The organism is Bacteroides difficilis (assembly GCF_048319815.1).
Lineage (GTDB): Bacteria > Bacteroidota > Bacteroidia > Bacteroidales > Bacteroidaceae > Bacteroides > Bacteroides zhangwenhongii.
This window is the reverse complement of the sequence record NZ_CP182814.1, coordinates 4277126-4295342: the sequence shown is the minus strand read 5'-3', so window position 1 is coordinate 4295342 and position 18217 is coordinate 4277126. Positions and strand designations below refer to the sequence as shown.

The 18217-nt window shown below is 43.8% G+C and carries 13 protein-coding genes and 2 tRNA genes; 7 read left to right on the top strand and 8 right to left on the bottom strand.

The genetic code is table 11. The features are described 5' to 3' along the window. Nucleotides 1-74: 74 nt before the first annotated feature. From ACNOGP_RS16955 to ACNOGP_RS16945, 3 genes are all read left to right on the top strand, one after another. Nucleotides 75-2006 (top strand): sensor histidine kinase, encoded by a 1932-nt coding sequence (locus tag ACNOGP_RS16955; RefSeq protein ID WP_272720887.1) that lies wholly within the window; start codon nucleotides 75-77, stop codon nucleotides 2004-2006. Further along, nucleotides 2003-3748 (top strand): bifunctional metallophosphatase/5'-nucleotidase, encoded by a 1746-nt coding sequence (locus ACNOGP_RS16950; RefSeq protein WP_418213279.1) that lies wholly within the window; start codon nucleotides 2003-2005, stop codon nucleotides 3746-3748. The genes ACNOGP_RS16955 and ACNOGP_RS16950 overlap by 4 nt, the downstream gene beginning before the upstream one ends. Nucleotides 3749-3836: 88 nt before the next feature. After that, nucleotides 3837-4739 carry a helix-turn-helix domain-containing protein gene (locus ACNOGP_RS16945; protein ID WP_418213278.1) on the top strand — a complete coding sequence of 301 codons (903 nt, stop codon included), beginning with the start codon at nucleotides 3837-3839 and terminating at the stop codon, nucleotides 4737-4739. 5 nt (nucleotides 4740-4744) lie between these two features. On the opposite strand, the gene ACNOGP_RS16940 is transcribed toward ACNOGP_RS16945, so the two are convergent. Beyond that, nucleotides 4745-5329, bottom strand: a complete 585-nt coding sequence (locus ACNOGP_RS16940; protein WP_007759620.1) for a Crp/Fnr family transcriptional regulator — start codon at nucleotides 5327-5329, stop codon at nucleotides 4745-4747. Between the two features lie 15 nt (nucleotides 5330-5344). Between ACNOGP_RS16940 and ACNOGP_RS16935 the strand changes: the two genes are divergently transcribed. After that, a complete protein-coding gene (locus ACNOGP_RS16935; protein ID WP_418213277.1) occupies nucleotides 5345-6169 on the top strand; it encodes a DUF3845 domain-containing protein in 825 nt (274 codons plus the stop codon). 17 nt (nucleotides 6170-6186) lie between these two features. On the opposite strand, the gene ACNOGP_RS16930 is transcribed toward ACNOGP_RS16935, so the two are convergent. Continuing rightward, nucleotides 6187-6258: transfer RNA gene (locus ACNOGP_RS16930), tRNA-Glu, on the bottom strand. Nucleotides 6259-6324: 66 nt separating this feature from the next. Continuing rightward, nucleotides 6325-6411, bottom strand: a tRNA-Ser gene (locus ACNOGP_RS16925). A 631-nt stretch (nucleotides 6412-7042) separates the two neighbouring features. Here ACNOGP_RS16925 and ACNOGP_RS16920 point away from each other — a divergent pair. The 3 genes from ACNOGP_RS16920 to ACNOGP_RS16910 all read left to right on the top strand — a co-directional run bounded on the left by ACNOGP_RS16920 (nucleotide 7043) and on the right by ACNOGP_RS16910 (nucleotide 11417). Continuing rightward, entirely contained in the window at nucleotides 7043-7486 is a 444-nt protein-coding gene (locus tag ACNOGP_RS16920) for a hypothetical protein (RefSeq protein WP_270540715.1), read from the top strand. A 117-nt stretch (nucleotides 7487-7603) separates the two neighbouring features. Further along, the gene (locus ACNOGP_RS16915; RefSeq protein WP_007753920.1) at nucleotides 7604-9268 is read left to right on the top strand and encodes a putative transporter; all 1665 of its coding nucleotides are present in this window, start codon (nucleotides 7604-7606) and stop codon (nucleotides 9266-9268) included. Nucleotides 9269-9422: 154 nt separating this feature from the next. Continuing rightward, nucleotides 9423-11417: a fructose-1,6-bisphosphatase gene (locus tag ACNOGP_RS16910; RefSeq protein ID WP_418213276.1), complete on the top strand. Its 1995-nt coding sequence runs from the start codon at nucleotides 9423-9425 to the stop codon at nucleotides 11415-11417. Nucleotides 11418-11611: 194 nt separating this feature from the next. Here the strand turns inward: ACNOGP_RS16910 and ACNOGP_RS16905 are convergent, their stop codons facing one another. The 5 genes from ACNOGP_RS16905 to ACNOGP_RS16885 all read right to left on the bottom strand — a co-directional run bounded on the left by ACNOGP_RS16905 (nucleotide 11612) and on the right by ACNOGP_RS16885 (nucleotide 18152). Then, nucleotides 11612-12760, bottom strand: coding sequence for an LA_2272 family surface repeat-containing protein (locus tag ACNOGP_RS16905; protein WP_418213275.1), 1149 nt, complete (start codon nucleotides 12758-12760; stop codon nucleotides 11612-11614). Continuing rightward, nucleotides 12757-14415, bottom strand: a complete 1659-nt coding sequence (locus ACNOGP_RS16900) for an AMP-binding protein (protein WP_418213274.1) — start codon at nucleotides 14413-14415, stop codon at nucleotides 12757-12759. The genes ACNOGP_RS16905 and ACNOGP_RS16900 overlap by 4 nt, the downstream gene beginning before the upstream one ends. A gap of 234 nt (nucleotides 14416-14649) precedes the next feature. Then, entirely contained in the window at nucleotides 14650-15720 is a 1071-nt protein-coding gene (locus ACNOGP_RS16895; protein WP_418213273.1) for a GDP-L-fucose synthase family protein, read from the bottom strand. 100 nt (nucleotides 15721-15820) lie between these two features. After that, nucleotides 15821-16891, bottom strand: coding sequence for a GDP-mannose 4,6-dehydratase (gene gmd, locus ACNOGP_RS16890; protein WP_007753935.1), 1071 nt, complete (start codon nucleotides 16889-16891; stop codon nucleotides 15821-15823). A 76-nt stretch (nucleotides 16892-16967) separates the two neighbouring features. Further along, a complete protein-coding gene (locus tag ACNOGP_RS16885; protein ID WP_055279714.1) occupies nucleotides 16968-18152 on the bottom strand; it encodes a dicarboxylate/amino acid:cation symporter in 1185 nt (394 codons plus the stop codon). Nucleotides 18153-18217 lie beyond the last annotated feature (65 nt).

Below are 18217 nucleotides of genomic sequence, written 5' to 3'. Positions count from 1 at the left end.
ATCCGTTAAAACCGACAAGTTTTACTATATTTGCAACCTAAATAAATAAGTAAGCACATCAAAACTGCATAACTATGCCCAGATATTCAGGATGTCTTTTTGCTTTCTTCCTTTGGCTATCCCTGTCAATGGAGGTCTTTGCAACCTCTAAGGATATGAATCCTATTCTAATTATTTGTTCCTATAATCCGGCTGCCCATCAGACTTCAGTTACTATTTCCGATTATATGGAGGGATATACCAAACTGGGAGGGAAACGTGATATTATTATTGAGAATATGAACTGCAAGAGTTTCTCGGAAGCTCCTTTATGGAGTGGTATGATGACACAAATCCTTGCTAAATATCAGGGGGGAAAGCAGCAACCGGCACAAATTATATTGTTAGGACAGGAGGCGTGGGCGGCTTATCTGTCTCAGAGGGATTCGATGCGGGTGAAAGTTCCGGTAATGTGTAGTCTGGTCAGCAGCAATGTCGTGATATTGCCGGAGGATACCGTCGGAAATTTGGATAGCTGGTTGCCCGGATCTGTAGATATCTTTGAAGATCATATGAATATTCCTGAATTGCAGTCGGGATTTATCAATCATTATAATATAGGAGATAATGTGCGTATGATTCGTGCGTTCTATCCCGAAACAAAACATATTGCTTTTATCTCGGATAATACGTATGGCGGCGTCACGATGCAAGCGTTGGTGCGAAAGGAAATGAAAAATTTCCCCGATCTGGATCTTATTCTGTTGGACGGAAGAAAACATACCATTTATACGATTGTAGAGGAATTGCGGCATTTGCCGGAGCATACTGTTATCATGGTGGGTACTTGGCGGGTGGACATGAATGAGGGGTATTTTATGCGGAACGCCACGTATGCGATGATGGAAGCGGCTCCTGCCATTCCTACCTTTACGCCTTCATCGGTGAGCTTGGGGCATTGGGCGATAGGAGGTGTATTGCCCGATTATCGGAAAGTGGGAGAAGAGATGGCTATGGAATCTGTCCGGATGGATAATCAGTCCGGCAGCACGGAAAAACATCTGCAGATTATTGAATCCAAGGCTGTGATGGACAGCCGGAAAGCGAAAGAGTGGGGGCTGGATCCGAAGGCTTTGCCTTTTGGCGTGGAGCTTATCAATCAGCCGGTTTCATTCTATCAGCAGTATACGTATCAGATATGGTTTGCTTGCGCTTTGTTTGTTGTATTGGTGTTGGGGCTGTTTATCTCTCTCTTTTATTATTTCCGTACGAAACGGTTGAAAGACGAACTGTTGAAATCGGACAAAGACTTGCGTGTGGCGAAAGACAGGGCGGAAGAGTCCAACCGTCTGAAAAGTGCTTTCCTGGCGAACATGAGTCATGAGATACGTACACCGCTGAACTCAATTGTCGGATTCTCGGATGTGTTGGCTGTGGAAGGAAGCACGGAGGAGGAACGTCAGTCCTATTTTCAGATTATCAAGGCTAATTCAGATTTACTGCTTCGCCTGATTAATGATATTCTTGACCTTTCGCGACTGGAGGCTAACCGGGTGACGCTGACTTGGGAGGAGTGCGATATCGTACAACTGTGTCGGCAGGTGGTTGCTTCCGTTAGTTTTTCACGGCAATCTTCGGATAATCAGTTTTTGTTTACCACTTCTTTTGAGACGTACCGGATGGAGACGGATATACAGCGTATGCAGCAAGTGATTATCAATCTCTTGTCGAATGCTGATAAATTTACGAAAAAGGGGAAGATTACATTGGACTTTTCTGTCGATGAAAAAACGGGAATGGCGGTTTTTTCAGTGACTGACACCGGATGCGGTATCCCGAAAGAAAAACAGAAACTCGTGTTCGAACGCTTTGAGAAACTGAATGAGTATGCTCAGGGAACCGGATTGGGGTTGTCTATCTGTAAATTGATCGTATCTAAATGGAAGGGAGCTATATGGATTGATCCCGACTATACAGGCGGGGCACGGTTCGTATTCTCGCATCCTCTAAAAATAGAAAAAGAATGAAACGAATAACATTGATTTATGCTTGGCTTTTCTGTCTGGCGCTGTCCGTTGCGGCACAGGAAAAGGTGGTGAAGCTGAAGATTGTACAGACAAGTGATGTACACGGAAATTATTACCCTTACAATTTTATAACCCGTCAGGAATGGAAAGGGAGTCTGGCCCGGATATACTCGTTTGTTGAAAAGGAACGCCGGGAGTATAAGGATAATCTGATATTGCTGGATAATGGGGATATTCTGCAAGGACAACCTACCGCTTATTATTATAATTATATAGATACCGTGTCTCCGCATCTCTGCGCCGAGATGATGAATTATATGAAATATGATGCGGGCAATATGGGGAATCATGATGTGGAAACTGGACGTGCCGTATTCGACCGCTGGATTGGAACCTGTGACTTTCCCGTACTGGGAGCCAATATCATTGATACGTCTACGGGGAAACCTCATCTTCCTCCTTATAAAGTGTTGGAACGGGACGGGGTGAAGATCGTCGTTTTGGGGATGATAACACCGGCCATTCCTGCCTGGCTTTCGGAAAATCTGTGGAGAGGGCTTCGTTTTGACGATATGGAGGAGACGGCTCGCAAATGGATGAAGATAATCCGTGCAAAGGAGAATCCGGATGTGGTAATCGGGTTGTTCCATGCCGGACAGGATGCGTTTAAGATGTCCGGTAAATATAATGAAAATGCGTCTCTGAATGTGGCAAAGAATATTCCGGGATTCGATGTGGTATTGATGGGACATGATCATGCCCGCGAATGTAAGAAGGTGATGAATGTTGCCGGAGATTCGGTGTTGGTTATTGATCCGGCAAGCAATGGAGTGGTGCTGTCCAATGTCGACATCACTTTGAAGTTGAAGGATGGCAAGGTACTGAGCAAGGATATTCAAGGGGTATTGACGGAGACAAAGGAGTATGGTGTCAGCGAGGATTTTATGAAACGTTTCGCTCCGCAGTATGAGGCTGTGCGGAAGTTTGTGTCCAAGAAAATCGGTACGTTTACTGAGGATATCTCTACGCATCCTTCTTTCTTTGGTCCTTCCGCTTTCATCGATCTGATACATACTTTGCAGCTCGATATTACGGGAGCCGACATTTCTTTTGCAGCGCCGCTTTCATTCGATGCGGAAATTAAGAAAGGGGATGTGTTCGTCAGTGATATGTTCAACTTATATAAGTATGAAAATATGCTGTACGTGATGACTTTGTCCGGTAAAGAAATCAAGGATTTTCTGGAGATGTCTTATTTCATGTGGACTAACCGGATGAAATCACCGGACGACCATTTGCTGTGGTTCAAGGAAAAACGTCGGGATGGTGCGGAGGACAGGGCTTCTTTCCAGAATTTCAGTTTTAACTTTGATTCGGCTTCCGGCATAATCTATACGGTGGATGTTACTAAACCGAAAGGGGAGAAGATTACGATTGTCAGTATGGCAGATGGCTCTCCTTTCGATATAAATAAGATTTATAAAGTGGCGTTGAATTCTTATCGTGGTAATGGTGGCGGTGAATTGTTGACAAAAGGTTCGGGCATTCCTCAAGAGAAATTGAAAGACCGTATCATTTTCTCTACTGATAAGGATCTTCGTTTTTACCTGATGAATTACATCGAGGAGAAGGGGGGAATGAATCCGAAAGCGTTGAATCAGTGGAAATTCATTCCGGAGAAGTGGACTGTTCCTGCTGCCCGGCGTGACGCTGAATATCTGTTCGGGGTGGTCAATAAGTAGCCAAAAATGTTCATTTTGTCTGGTGATACTCTGTTTTGACTTGTATATCTGATTTATTGCTGGTATATTTGTCGCAAAAAGAGAGAGTATGGATATTCAAAATGTTCCTAAAGTAGGTATTTCTTCAGTAGTTCATTCTAAGCATATAGATGTTGATAGCATTGATGTCATTGATAATGATATAGCGCTCTTCGATTCGGAGAGCGTTATTTCCTTATATGGCGGTCCCAGCAAGTTGGAGGTATTGACAATAGGACTTTGCCTGGAAGGTGAGGGTACTTTTAATATTAATCTGCAGGATTTTCAATTATCTTCGGGAGGGATGGTGATAGCCCTGCCGAGCCAGATTGTAGAACACCGGCAGTTTAGTCCCGGCTTCAAGGGAATCTTCTTTGCGGTATCCAAGAGTTTGCTGGAGACATTGCCTAAAGTAGGTAATTTGCTTGCATTGTTTTTCTATCTGAAAGATTATCCTTGTTTTAGCCTGACTCCGAACGAGCAGCGCACGGTGCAGGAATATCATACGTTTATCAGAAAGAGGTTGAGGAGTAAAGGGGATCTGTATCGCAGGGAGGTCGTGCTCGGACTGATGCAGGGTTTCTTTTTTGAACTGTGCAATATCTTTAACAATCATGCGCCTGCAGCCACTGCTTCGGTGAAGTCGAAAAGCCGGAAAGAATATATCTTTGAACGTTTCTATGAAACGCTGGTAGAATCTTATCAATCAGAACGTAGTGTGAAGTTTTATGCTGACCAGCTGTGTCTGACACCGAAACATCTTTCCGGAGTTGTGAAGGAGGTGAGCGGAAAGACCGTAGGCGAGTGGATCGATGAGTTTGTGATTTTGGAAGCAAAAGCACTTCTGAACTCCTCAAGCATGAATATACAGGAGATAGCCGACCGCTTGAACTTTGCCAACCAGTCCTTCTTCGGGAAATATTTTAAGCATTATACGGGGATGTCTCCCAAAGAATATCGGAAGAACCGATAATGTGTTTACAAAACTCCGGAGCGTACGCGGCTCAAGGTCTCCGGTGTCATCAGCAGGTAAGAGGCTATGTATGCCAAAGGAGCGCGTTTGATGATTTCCGGATGCGTTTCGAGCAGGAGATTATAGCGTTCGCGGGCGGATTCAAAGCGCCAGGAATCAGCTTTGACTTGTGATACAATTAAAGAGTATTCCAATATTTTCTGATAGAACATATTGATTTCCCAATTTTCTCTCGCCAGCTTCTGTATCATGTCGCGGGGGAAAAGGTAGATAATGGAAGGTTCCAGTGTCTCCACTATAAGCCGGGTAGGTACTTGCTTCAAGAAGCTTTCAATGCACATCACGATACATCCTTCGTAAGAGAAATGCTCGGTAACGTCTTTCCCGTTTTTGTAGTAGTATTGTCTGAGCATACCTTTACCGACGAATACAATCTCGTGAGCGACCTCTCCCTCATTCAGTGCAATGGCTCCTTTGGGAAACTCTTCACGGATCAGTATACTTTCTATCTGCCGTCTTCCCTCTATACTCATTTCCGGAAAGCGGGAATTTACAACGGCATTTACAGTTTCTCTTAACAATGTATCCATGTCTTTTTTGTTTTGGTGTGTGCAAAAATACTAAAAACGGTTGATATAAATCAATTGCAGCACAAAAAAGATGTATATTTGTTATTAAATCAAGATATAGAAAAGATTATGAATAAGATAATAGGATTGGCAGTATTGCTGCTATGCGTTTGTGGCTGTGCGAAGGATGATGATGCGATTTATTATCCGGTAGGCAATGTAGATATTGAAAGGGGTGGTGTCGCTCTGGAAGATGGAAAGGGAGAATTGGTAGCCGGGAGTTATAATGAGGAGGATTATGTGCTGGATACGCTGGCGCAGTATCCGGGAGATCCTACTCTTGGCAAACTGACGTTTATGATTGATCTGAAGAATCAGTTGGCGAGACAGGAAGCTGACGGATTTAACGGAATCGGTAAATCGGGATTGACAATGAGTCTGGGATATAAGAATGGTGACTATCCGTCGGAGAGCCAGATACCTGTTTATACTTCTCCTGATGTAACTGCTGCGTATGCGGTTAAACTCCGTTTAAAAGGAGAGCTTGCTTTGGCAGGAGATGAATGGATGATTGATTACATTTATGTGCAATTGGCTGGCTTATTTCAACCTTATCCGCCTGCGTCCTTTCCTGAAGTGTTTATGTGTAAAGGTGGTGAGCAGCCATTTGCTGCTTTTGACTCTTTCCGTAGGACTTGGACATTTGATATTACTTATAACCGTTCCGGTCTTTCTTTCAGTCAGTTATATTTCAATTTGTTCTTGAATCTGGCAGGACAGAAACGGGAAGAGAGAATTAGGTTGAGGATTGATAAAGAATCTTTCTTTGAGGTGTATAAATTAAACGAGGAAATGAATTGATTCATTTCCTCGTTGTGTAGTGGGTACGAGAATCGAACTCGTATTACATGCGTGAGAGGCATGTGTCCTAACCGTTAGACGAACCCACCGGATTTTGATTGATTTAAAAAGAGCTAAGTCTTAAAATACTTAGCTCTTTTTATTTTGAGATTTTGCGGAAGCTGGGGGATTCGAACCCCCGGTACCCTTACGAGTACGTCAGTTTAGCAAACTGGTGGTTTCAGCCACTCACCCAAACTTCCTTGAACCCGCATTCTCTCTCAAATGCGGTGCAAAGATAGGGGGAAGTTTTTGACTATGCAAATCTTTTAGCAAGATTTTTTTTACTTGTTTTTCAATAATGGAGATAACCCTCTATGTTTCAAATGTTAAACGAAATAATTTTTTCGAAGTTTTTTAGAGCCTGTTTCATTTCTATTCAGAAACGTTCATAAAATGCCGCTATAAGTAAAAGATGCATTGGATTTATTGAATAAAAGAGGGGAGATAATGTAGGTGTATAAAAAAAGGCTATCTATCCCAGACAGCCAATCTTTTGTTAACCTTAAATCTAATACTATGAAAAACACATTGCAAATATACGGACTTTTGTGGTATCTGCAAATAATACAAGAAAAAACGGATGTTTTATAACATTGATTAAATGTTTACTTCTTATATTCTATTTTTATTAAGATTTTGGGTGCTTGGAATGAGCTGTTCACGGTATTATACCATTAAATCTTAAGCGTGGGGATTTGCCCCTATAAGTAGGTAATTTCCTCCCGAAAAGTAGGATTTTTCAGTTTCAAGGGGAAAATTCATTCTATACTTTTGTCATATCGAAAGATAAATGATAAATATTAATAAACGAACCATTAAAAATAAAGGAATATGAAAACGAACACATTTAGATATTTAGGTCTGGCTTTGATGGCTGTATTGATGGTCGGTCTTACTTCTTGCGAAGTGGAGATAGACAGTTTCTACGATGATGATAATAACGGACCGGGTTATTACAACCGTTCGGCCGATTTGTGTAGCCGCACCTGGGTCAGTTTTTATCGGGATATAGACAACAACTACTGCCGTCAGGAACTGGATTTCTTTTTAGATCGTACAGGAATAGATTACATACGGGTGGAATATCCGGACGGATATGTGGAAGAATTTGAATATAAGTTCCGTTGGAGTTGGGAAAATTTCGCGCAGACTTCCATCCGTATGTCGTATGGGCCCAATGATGTTTCCTATCTGGACGACGTATATATTGGAGGCAACAGGTTGAGTGGCTATCTGGATGGGCGGAATAATTTCGTGGAATATCAAGGAAGATAAGAAAGATGATATAAAGAATATCAGCACGAGGCATGAGTAGGGCGTAAAATGAAAGCATAAAAGTTTTGAATGGGACTAAATAGTTTTTATCTTTGCGCCCTATTAGTTTGAAAATACATGGAGTGGTTATATAGTCTGTTTCTCGAACATTCTGCCTTACAGGCGGTTGTGGTGTTATCGTTGATTTCTGCGGTAGGTTTGGGCTTGGGAAGAGTGCATTTCTGGGGGGTATCCTTAGGAGTCACTTTTGTTTTTTTTACAGGTATCCTTGCCGGACATCTCGGACTTTCGGTAGATCCTCAGATGTTGAATTATGCGGAAAGTTTCGGTTTGGTGATTTTCGTTTATTCTTTAGGTTTACAGGTCGGTCCCGGTTTCTTCAGTTCTTTCCGTAAAGGAGGAGTAACGCTGAATATGCTGGCATTGGGAGTCGTCCTGTTGGGAACATTGTTGACGGTTGTAGCCAGCTATGCCACAGGTGTCTCACTTCCCGATATGGTCGGTATCCTTTGTGGAGCGACAACGAACACTCCGGCGTTGGGAGCTGCTCAGCAAACTCTGAAACAGATGGGGCTGGAGAGTAGCACACCTGCTTTGGGATGTGCGGTAGCCTATCCGATGGGAGTCGTCGGTGTGATACTTGCCGTCTTGTTAATCCGTAAAGCATTGGTTCGCAAAGAAGATTTGGAAATAAAAGAGAAAGATGATGCGAACAAAACTTATATTGCAGCGTTTCAAGTACACAATCCTGCTATTTTCAATAAGAGCATTAAAGACATAGCACATATGAGCTACCCGAAGTTTGTCATCTCCCGCTTATGGCGGGACGGACACGTCAGCATTCCGACTTCCGACAAGGTGCTGAAAGAGGGAGACCGTCTGTTGGTTATCACTGCGGAGAAAGATGCTTTGGCGTTGACTGTACTTTTCGGTGAACAGGAAAATACGGATTGGAACAAAGAGGACATTGACTGGAATGCGATTGACAGCGAACTGGTTTCACAGCGTATCGTCGTCACTCGTCCCGAACTGAATGGAAAGAAGCTGGGATCACTCCGATTGAGAAATCATTACGGTATCAATATCAGCCGTGTCTATCGTTCGGGGGTGCAACTGCTCGCTACTCCGGAGTTGATACTCCAGTTGGGCGACCGGCTGACAGTAGTAGGGGAGAAAGCTGCCATTCTGAATGTGGAAAAAGTATTGGGTAATGCCATTAAAAGCTTGAAAGAACCCAATCTGGTTGTTATATTCATCGGAATTGTATTGGGATTGGCATTGGGAGCTATTCCCTTTTCAATACCGGGTGTCAGTACTCCCGTGAAACTGGGACTGGCCGGTGGACCGATTATTGTTGGCATTCTTTTGGGGACATTCGGACCACGGATACACATGATAACCTACACTACCCGCAGTGCGAATCTGATGTTGCGTGCCTTAGGGCTTTCCCTGTATCTCGCCTGTCTGGGATTGGATGCCGGAGCTCACTTTTTCGACACCGTATTCCGTCCGGAAGGTCTGCTGTGGATTGCTTTGGGAGCCGGGCTGACTATCATTCCGACAGTATTGGTAGGTTTTGTCGCCTTCAAAATGATGAAGATCGATTTTGGTACGGTATCCGGTATGTTGTGTGGAAGTATGGCTAATCCGATGGCGTTGAATTACGCTAATGATACAATACCCGGTGATAACCCTTCTGTGGCTTATGCAACGGTATATCCGCTCTGTATGTTCCTGCGGGTGATTATCGCACAAGTACTTCTGATGTTCTTCTTGGGCTGAAAAATGAAACTTTGAATAAAAAATAATAACCGGATAAATAAAAAAGTATTATATTTATCGCGAATAATCAAAAAACGTAAGTTTGGAGATTAGAACAATGGATTGTGAGCCGATAAATGGTAATTTGATTTTAGTAATTTGTAATTAAATAGAAATGACTGCTCAAAGTAACATAACTCCTGAAAGCATTGTGAACGATCTGCGTTATCTGCAACTGCTTTCCCGAAGTTTTCCTACTATTGCCGATGCAAGTACGGAAATAATCAATCTGGAGGCTATCTTGAATCTACCTAAAGGGACGGAGCATTTCCTGACAGATGTACATGGTGAATATGAAGCTTTCCAACATGTGCTGAAGAATGCTTCCGGTGCAGTAAAACGTAAGGTAAATGAGATATTCGGCAATACGCTTCGCGAGGCCGAGAAAAAAGAGATCTGTACGTTGATTTACTATCCCGAAGAAAAACTTCAACTGGTGAAGGCCCGTGAGAAGGATTTGGACGATTGGTATCTGATCACTCTGAACCAGTTAGTAAAAGTCTGTCAGAACGTATCTTCCAAGTATACCCGTTCCAAGGTACGTAAATCATTGCCTGCCGAATTCTCGTATATCATACAGGAATTGTTGCACGAGTCATCTATCGAACCGAACAAGCATGCCTATATCAATGTGATTATCAGTACGATTATCACGACAAAGCGTGCCGATGATTTTATCATTGCCATGTGTAATCTGATTCAGCGTTTGACAATCGATTCACTTCATATCGTAGGCGACATCTACGATCGCGGACCGGGAGCGCATATCATTATGGATACCTTGTGCAATTATCATAATTTTGATATTCAATGGGGCAATCACGATATTCTGTGGATGGGCGCCGCCTCCGGCAATGACAGTTGTATAGCCAATGTGATACGTATGTCTATGCGATATGGTAATCTGGCTACACTTGAAGACGGTTACGGAATCAATCTGCTGCCGCTTGCTACCTTTGCTATGGATACTTACGCCGATGATCCTTGCACCATTTTCATGCCGAAAATGAATTTTGCCGATACTCATTATAATGAGAAAACGTTGCGCTTGATTACTCAGATGCACAAGGCGATCACTATTATCCAGTTTAAGCTGGAAGCTGAGATCATCGACCGCCGTCCGGAGTTTGGAATGGCAAATCGTAAATTGTTGGAGAAGATAGATTTTGAGCGTGGTGTCTTTGTCTACGAAGGTAAGGAGTATGCCCTTCGTGACACGAACTTTCCGACGGTAGATCCCGCCAATCCTTACCGCTTGACGGATGAAGAACGTGAGCTTGTGGATAAGATTCATTATTCATTTATGAATAGTGAGAAATTGAAGAAGCATATGCGTTGCCTGTTTACTTACGGCGGGATGTATCTGGTATCCAACTCCAATCTTCTTTATCACGCTTCCGTGCCTTTGAATGAGGACGGTAGCTTTAAGCATGTCAAGATACGCGGAAAAGAGTATTGGGGACACAAACTTCTGGATAAGGCCGATCAACTGATCCGTACCGCCTACTTCGACGAAGAGGGAGAGGAGGATAAGGAATTTGCGATGGATTATATCTGGTATATGTGGTGTGGTCCGGATGCGCCTTTGTTTGATAAGGATAAGATGGCTACTTTTGAACGCTATTTCCTGGAAGACAAAGAAATGCATAAAGAGAAGAAAGGATATTATTATACATTGCGCAATCGGGAGGATATTTGTGATCAGATACTGGCCGAGTTTGGAGCTTTAGGCCCTCATTCGCATATAATAAACGGTCATGTGCCTGTGAAGACTATTCAAGGAGAACAGCCGATGAAGGCCAATGGCAAACTATTCGTTATCGACGGAGGATTTTCCAAAGCCTATCAGCCGGAAACGGGAATTGCCGGATATACACTTGTCTACCATTCTCACGGTATGCAGCTTGTACAGCACGAACCGTTCCAGTCTCGTCAGAAAGTTATCGAAGAGGGACTGGATATCAAGTCTACCAATTTCGTATTGGAATTCAATTCACAACGGATGATGGTGAAAGACACCGATAAGGGAAAAGAATTGGTAACTCAAATACAGGACTTGAAGAAGTTGCTCGTTGCTTATCGTACCGGTCTGATAAAGGAAAAGGTCTGAATGAAGGTTACTTCTTTGCCATGTGACATTCAATAATTTTCACTGCAACGAGTGGTTCGTTCCATAGTTATTATCTTTTAGTTCCACAGTTGTTTCCCTTTTGTTCCACAGATATGGAACGAAAGGGAAACAATTATGGGACGAAATGTTTTTAGTAAAGCAAGAGAATAAATGCTATATATGCAGGATTTATATTAGAAAAGGACAATGCCTGCCTCTATAATGGCTCCTTTATCGTAATTACCGGATTTATTATAGAATCTGGTTAGGCCATAACCGCCCGTTGCGAAGATACCGAATTTCTTGGTTAGCTGATATTCCAGATTGGCACGTGCTTGTAGCGCATATAGACGTCCGGGAATCACTTCATCCTTATTGTCGAAAGCTTCGATATGCTGATAACCTAAGTCGCCGCTAATGGATAATCCTTTATAGATAGGAAAAGATAATCCTGCACGATAGGAAGCGCTCGCCGAAAACTTATCATTTAATCCCTGATACATAGATCCGACCCCAAGAATCGTATAAAACAACTGATTCTTGAAACGTACCCCGATATTGGCAGGAGTTACATTTCCCCCGTATGCCATCATCTGTACTTTGGTGTCGGGATTGGCATTAACCAGCCCCAGTTGGAAACCTTTCAAGTCTTCCCTATAGTAATTGACCAGACCGATCTGAAGTCCGCGAACTTGTGTGGCATAGTTGCATAATGCCATTTGAACTCCACGTAGCTGTGTCCCGGTTATATTGGCGATCCCTGCTATCTGCAGGCCATTCATATTTTCACCTACCACATTCAGAAGACCGGAAGTAATCATACCGTTAAAACTCTGTCCGGTGATATTCGCCGCACCGGAAAACTGTAAGCCTGAAGCCATATTCCCGGTAACATTCATAAAACCGCTCATCATGACTCCTGCGGTGTTATCTCCACCGATACCGGTCAGTCCGGATATAACCACCCCCCGTGTCCCGTCTCCGGTAATATTTACCAGTCCGGCTGCAGAGAGTCCGATCGTATTGTTACCGCTGATATTGCTTATACCTGCTATCTGCACGCCTCGCATTGTTCCACCGGCCAGGTTAGCCAGTCCTGTAATCTGTACGCCGTTCATATCCCCATGAACAACACTTCCCAGCGCATTGATGCCTACACCATTCAGACGATTCATAGTAGACAAAAGACCGATATTCACATAAGTCGTTTGTGTACTGTCATACGGTTGCGTACAAATATCTTTCCAGATAGAAAGATTAATACCGGCACTTTTGTTCTGTGCAGGCAGACAAACGGCAGCCATCAGTATAGCTGCCGTGAGTATTGTTTTCTTCATTTTCATCCTTTAGCCTCCTGATACAAGTATCGTTTGATACTCTTCTTCGGTGTCTTTTCAAACTCTTCCGGGTATATCTTCATCTTTGAAATCTGGCTGTACGCCGGTAACATGGCATTCAATGCCACCCGGTTTTCTTCCATCACCCGCTCGATGTCTTCATTCTTCAGACCGTGTGCGAAAGCGTCGTCGAAATCCGGATAAACCAGACCGACAAGTTTCTCATTCTGCTGAACGATAATGCTTTCGGATACATACGGCAGATTGTTTAACTTATCTTCTATCTCTTCCGGATAGATATTCTGTCCACTGGCGCTCAACAGAAGGTTCTTGCTACGTCCTTTGATGGTAACATTCCCTTCGGCATCCATCAAAGCCAGATCACCGGTATGCAGCCAACCGTCTTTGTCGATCACTTCTCTGGTAGCTTCCTCATTCTTGTAGTATCCCAGCATTACGTTAGGACCTTTACAAACGATTTCGCCAACGATATTTTCCGGGTCGGAGGAAAGGACCAGTACATCCATACGGGGTACGGCTTTTCCGCAAGAACCCGGTTTGAACTTCCTCCAGTCTTCGTAACAGATGATCGGGCCGCATTCCGTCATTCCATATCCTACGGTATAAGGGAAATCGATCATTTTCAGGAACTGTTCAACCTCTTGATTGAAAGCGGCACCTCCTACGATTACCGCCTTAAATTCTCCTCCGAACGCCTTAATCATCTCTTCGCGTACCGTAGCTTTAATTTTATCGTTGATGATGGGCACTTTCAGCAAAATCTTCATTGCCGGAGTTTCCAGTTTCGGAAGTACACTCTTCTTGATAATCTTTTCGATGATAAGCGGAACAGCGACAATCAGATTCGGTTTTACCTCTTCGAAAGCCTGGAAGATTATCTTCGGACTAGGCATACGGGTCAGGAAGTAGATGTGGCAACCGACGGAAAATTCATAAAGGAATTCGAATGCCAGACCATACATATGCGCCATCGGAAGCATAGACACAATCTTGTCTCCGGCCTTCAAGTCGAGTACTTCGTAGGCGAACTTCGTATTTGACCACAAACTGCGGTAGGGGAGCATAACCCCTTTTGAGTAGCTCGTTGTTCCCGAAGTGTAATTGATGACAGCCAGCTCCTCCGGCTCGTCCTTATGATAAGCGACGTGTTCTTTACGGAAGTTTTTAGGGAATTTCTTACCGAACATCTCGTTCAGATGTTCGCGGGCGTATGTCAGACGTTCGCTGCGTGAAACCAGCAAAGTGAAGTCATTCATCATCAGAATACCTTCCAATAGAGGCATTGCCGACTCGTTCAGGTTTTCCCATACCATATCGCCTACAAGCAGTAATTTCGCTTCGGAATGGTTGACGATATTGTGGACGTTGTCCGCCTTAAATTCATGAAGAATAGGGACGATAACCGCTCCGTATGTCAATGTGGCGAGGAACGTCACACCCCAATGCGAACTGTTTCTTCCGCAAACGGCAATCTTGTCCCCCTTGCGGATTCCGCTTTCCTCGAAGATGATATGGAGTTTCTCTATTTTGCGAGCTACGTCTTTATACTGTAAGGTGGCGCCCTTATAATCGGTCAGGGCATCCAGGTCCCAATTATTCTTGATACTATTCTCAATGTAAGCTATAAAACTTTGTTCCATTGTTTTTGCACATTTGATATTAAATTGTGCAAATATAGCAATTAAATTAAGAATGAAGAATTAAGAGGGAAGAATTTTTGAAAATGGGGGAGGGGTGATGTAGTGAGATTGCGACAGGCTGGTAGGAGAAAAGATTATGGTTATAGCTAATTTTATTATGCTATAATCAAAAAAAAATATGCTATAATCAAAAATAATTCTGCTTATAGCATATTGACGGATTCTTGGAATTCCCTATTTCAAGTACCATTCGTACATTCTTTGTACGCCTTCCTCGATTTCAATTTTGTGGTGCCACCCCAAAGAGTGCAGTTTCGAAGGATCGGTCAGCTTGCGCATAGTGCCGTCCGGTTTGCTGCTGTCGAAGGTCAGTTTTCCTTGATACCCTACAGTCTCTACAATACGCTCGGCCAGCTGGCGGATGGTGATTTCCTTGCCGGTGCCGATATTGATGTGGCAGTTGCGGATATCTTTGCTACCTTCTTTATAGGTATCTTTGAAGTCTACGCGCTCCATTACGAAGACGCTGGCATCTGCCATTTCTTCGCTCCAAAGAAACTCGCGAAGCGGAGTACCTGTACCCCAAAGAGTGACTTCCGTTTCGCTGATTCCGTATTTTTGCAGAATAGCCAGGATTTCTTCTTTCGGACTGTCGCCGCTGACACCTTCTACCGGACGCAGGTTCATATCCTTGCGTACAGCTTCCCAGTTTCTTTCTTTCAGACAGTGTGCCAGATGGATTTTCCGAATCATGGCAGGCAGTACATGACTACGTTCCAAGTCGAAATTATCATTCGGACCGTAGAGATTTGTCGGCATCACAGCGATGTAGTTCGTTCCATATTGCAGGTTGAAACTTTCGCACATCTTCAATCCGGCAATTTTGGCGATTGCATACGGCTCGTTGGTATATTCCAGCGGAGAAGTGAGCAATACATCCTCTTTCATCGGCTGTTCCGCATCACGCGGATAAATGCACGTGCTGCCTAAGAACAGCAGTTTCTTCACATTATGGCGGAAGCTCTCACCGATTACATTCTGTTGAATCTGCAGATTCTTGTAGATAAAGTCGGCACGGTAGATACTGTTTGCCATGATACCGCCTACGAAAGCAGCGGCAAGGAAAACATATTCCGGCTGTTCTTCATCGAAGAATTTACGGACAGCTACGCCATCCAATAGATCGAGTTCCTTGTGGGTGCGGCCTACCAGATTGGTATATCCTTTATCCTGCAAATTTTTCCAGATAGCAGATCCCACAAGACCGTGATGTCCTGCTACATATATCTTTGCATTCTTTTCCATTCTATCTTTTATTTGTTCACCACAGAGGACGCAGAGGACACGGAGGATTTTATATTTTCCTCTGTGCCCTCCGTGTCCTCTGTGGTGAAATGAAATTCATTTAATGTTTGGTAGCAATCATTCGTTTTACTTTCTCCATATCGTGGCGTACCATGATACTTACCAGTTCTTCAAATGAAGTCTTGCGCGGATTCCAGTTCAGCAAAGTCTTAGCTTTTGTGGGGTCACCAAGTAGTTGTTCAACTTCCGACGGACGGAAATATTTAGGATCTACTTCTACCAAAGCCTTTCCGGTAGCCACGTCAATACCTTTCTCGTTCACGCCTTCACCTTCCCAACGAAGTTCGATACCGGCTTCTTTGAATGCCAATGTCGCAAATTCGCGCACGGTGTGCATCTCGCCGGTAGCAATCACGAAGTCTTCCGGAACGTCATGCTGCAGAATCAGCCACATGCATTCCACGTAATCTTTGGCATATCCCCAGTCGCGGCGTGCATCCAGATTACCCAGATACAGTTTGTCTTGTTCGCCTTGCGCGATACGTGCGGCAGCCAGAGAAATTTTACGGGTAACGAAAGTCTCACCGCGACGTTCGCTCTCGTGGTTGAACAGAATACCGTTTACGGCAAACATACCGTAGCTTTCACGATAATTCTTGGTAATCCAGAAACCATATTGTTTGGCTACCCCATACGGAGAACGGGGATAGAACGGAGTTGTCTCTTTCTGTGGAACTTCCTGCACCTTACCGAACAATTCGGAAGTGGAAGCCTGATAGATGCGGGTTTTCTTTTCCAATCCCAGAATGCGTACAGCTTCGAGCATACGCAACGTACCGACAGCATCCGCCTCGGCTGTGTATTCCGGAACATCGAATGAAACTTTCACGTGGCTTTGAGCAGCGAGATTGTAGATTTCATCCGGTTGCACCTGTTGAATGATTCGGATTAACGAACTAGAATCTGTCATATCCCCATAATGCAGATTGATCGTACGTTTCTGTTTCATGTCGCGTACCCACTCGTCAAAATACAAATGTTCAATACGTCCGGTATTGAACGAAGAAGAACGACGGAGAATACCGTGCACTTCATAACCTTTTTGCAATAGAAACTCGGCAAGATAAGAACCATCCTGCCCGGTAATGCCTGATATTAGGGCTTTTTTCATACGCTATTATTTAATAAATCAAAAATATGGGTGCAAATGTCGGTATTTTTTGTGACCCATGCAAGCCACATTCTATTTATTTTTCAGCATGGTTATTCAGCACAGTTTTTCCCATCATTTTGTCGATAATCAGTGCGATAGCCCCGTCACCGGTCACATTGCAGGCCGTCCCGAAACTATCCATAGCGATGTAAAGAGCAATCATCAATGCCTGTGCCGATTCATCGAAACCCAACATGGATTGCAAGATTCCCAAAGACGCCATGATGGCTCCGCCCGGAACTCCCGGTGCGGCTACCATCGTGATTCCCAGCATGAAGATAAAACCGGCAAAGAGTGGGAAGTCGAACGGCATTCCCTGCATCATCATCAGTGCCAGAGCACAGGCTACGATTTTCAGTGTACTTCCCGACAGATGGATTGTGGCGCACAACGGAATCACAAAACCGGCTATATCCGCCGAAACACCATTCTTTTTCGTCTGTTCCAGTGTCACGGGAATAGTGGCAGCCGATGATTGTGTGCCCAATGCCGTGAAATAGGCAGGCATCATCTTCCCCAATAGTTTGAACGGATTTTTGTGTACAAACAGCGCTGCGATAGAATACTGAAAGACCAGCAGGAAGATATGTAAAATGAAAATGACTCCGATAATCTTGATAAATACCATCAGAATGGAGTACACCTGTCCCGAATGAGTCATATTCAAGAAGATACCGAAGATATAAAGCGGAAGCAAGGGGAGAATTACCGCACTGATCATGCGGACGATGATTGCCTGAAAATCCCGTGCTACGTTTTTCAGAGCATCGCTGTTCAGCGAAGCCAATCCCAATCCTAATGTGAAAGCGAGAACCAAAGCTGTCATTACATTCATCAATGGAGGAATGGAAACGGAGAAATAAGGAAGAATGCCTTTTGCCTCGCTCACTTCCTCAAGCGGCACGCCCGGTTCAATCAATGACGGGAATACCGTGACTCCGGTGAAGTAGGAGAGGAACCCCGAGAACAGGGTGGCGAAATAAGCGATAAGAGCGGTGACGAGCAACATCTTTCCTGCGCCTTTACCGATGTCGGCAATAGCCACAGTGACCAATCCGACGATAATCAACGGAATGGAGAAATTAAGAAATTCACTGAAAATGCCGTTGAATGTTACAAATATCCGGACAAGAGGAGCCGGGAAAAAAGTACCGATGGCGATACCTAGAATAATAGCGATAATAATGCGGGCTAATAAACCGATTTTGATTTTCTTCATCCTTGTTTCTATATAGTTAGCTGCAAAAATAATATTTTAATCTAAATATAGCGAACAAATGTCTG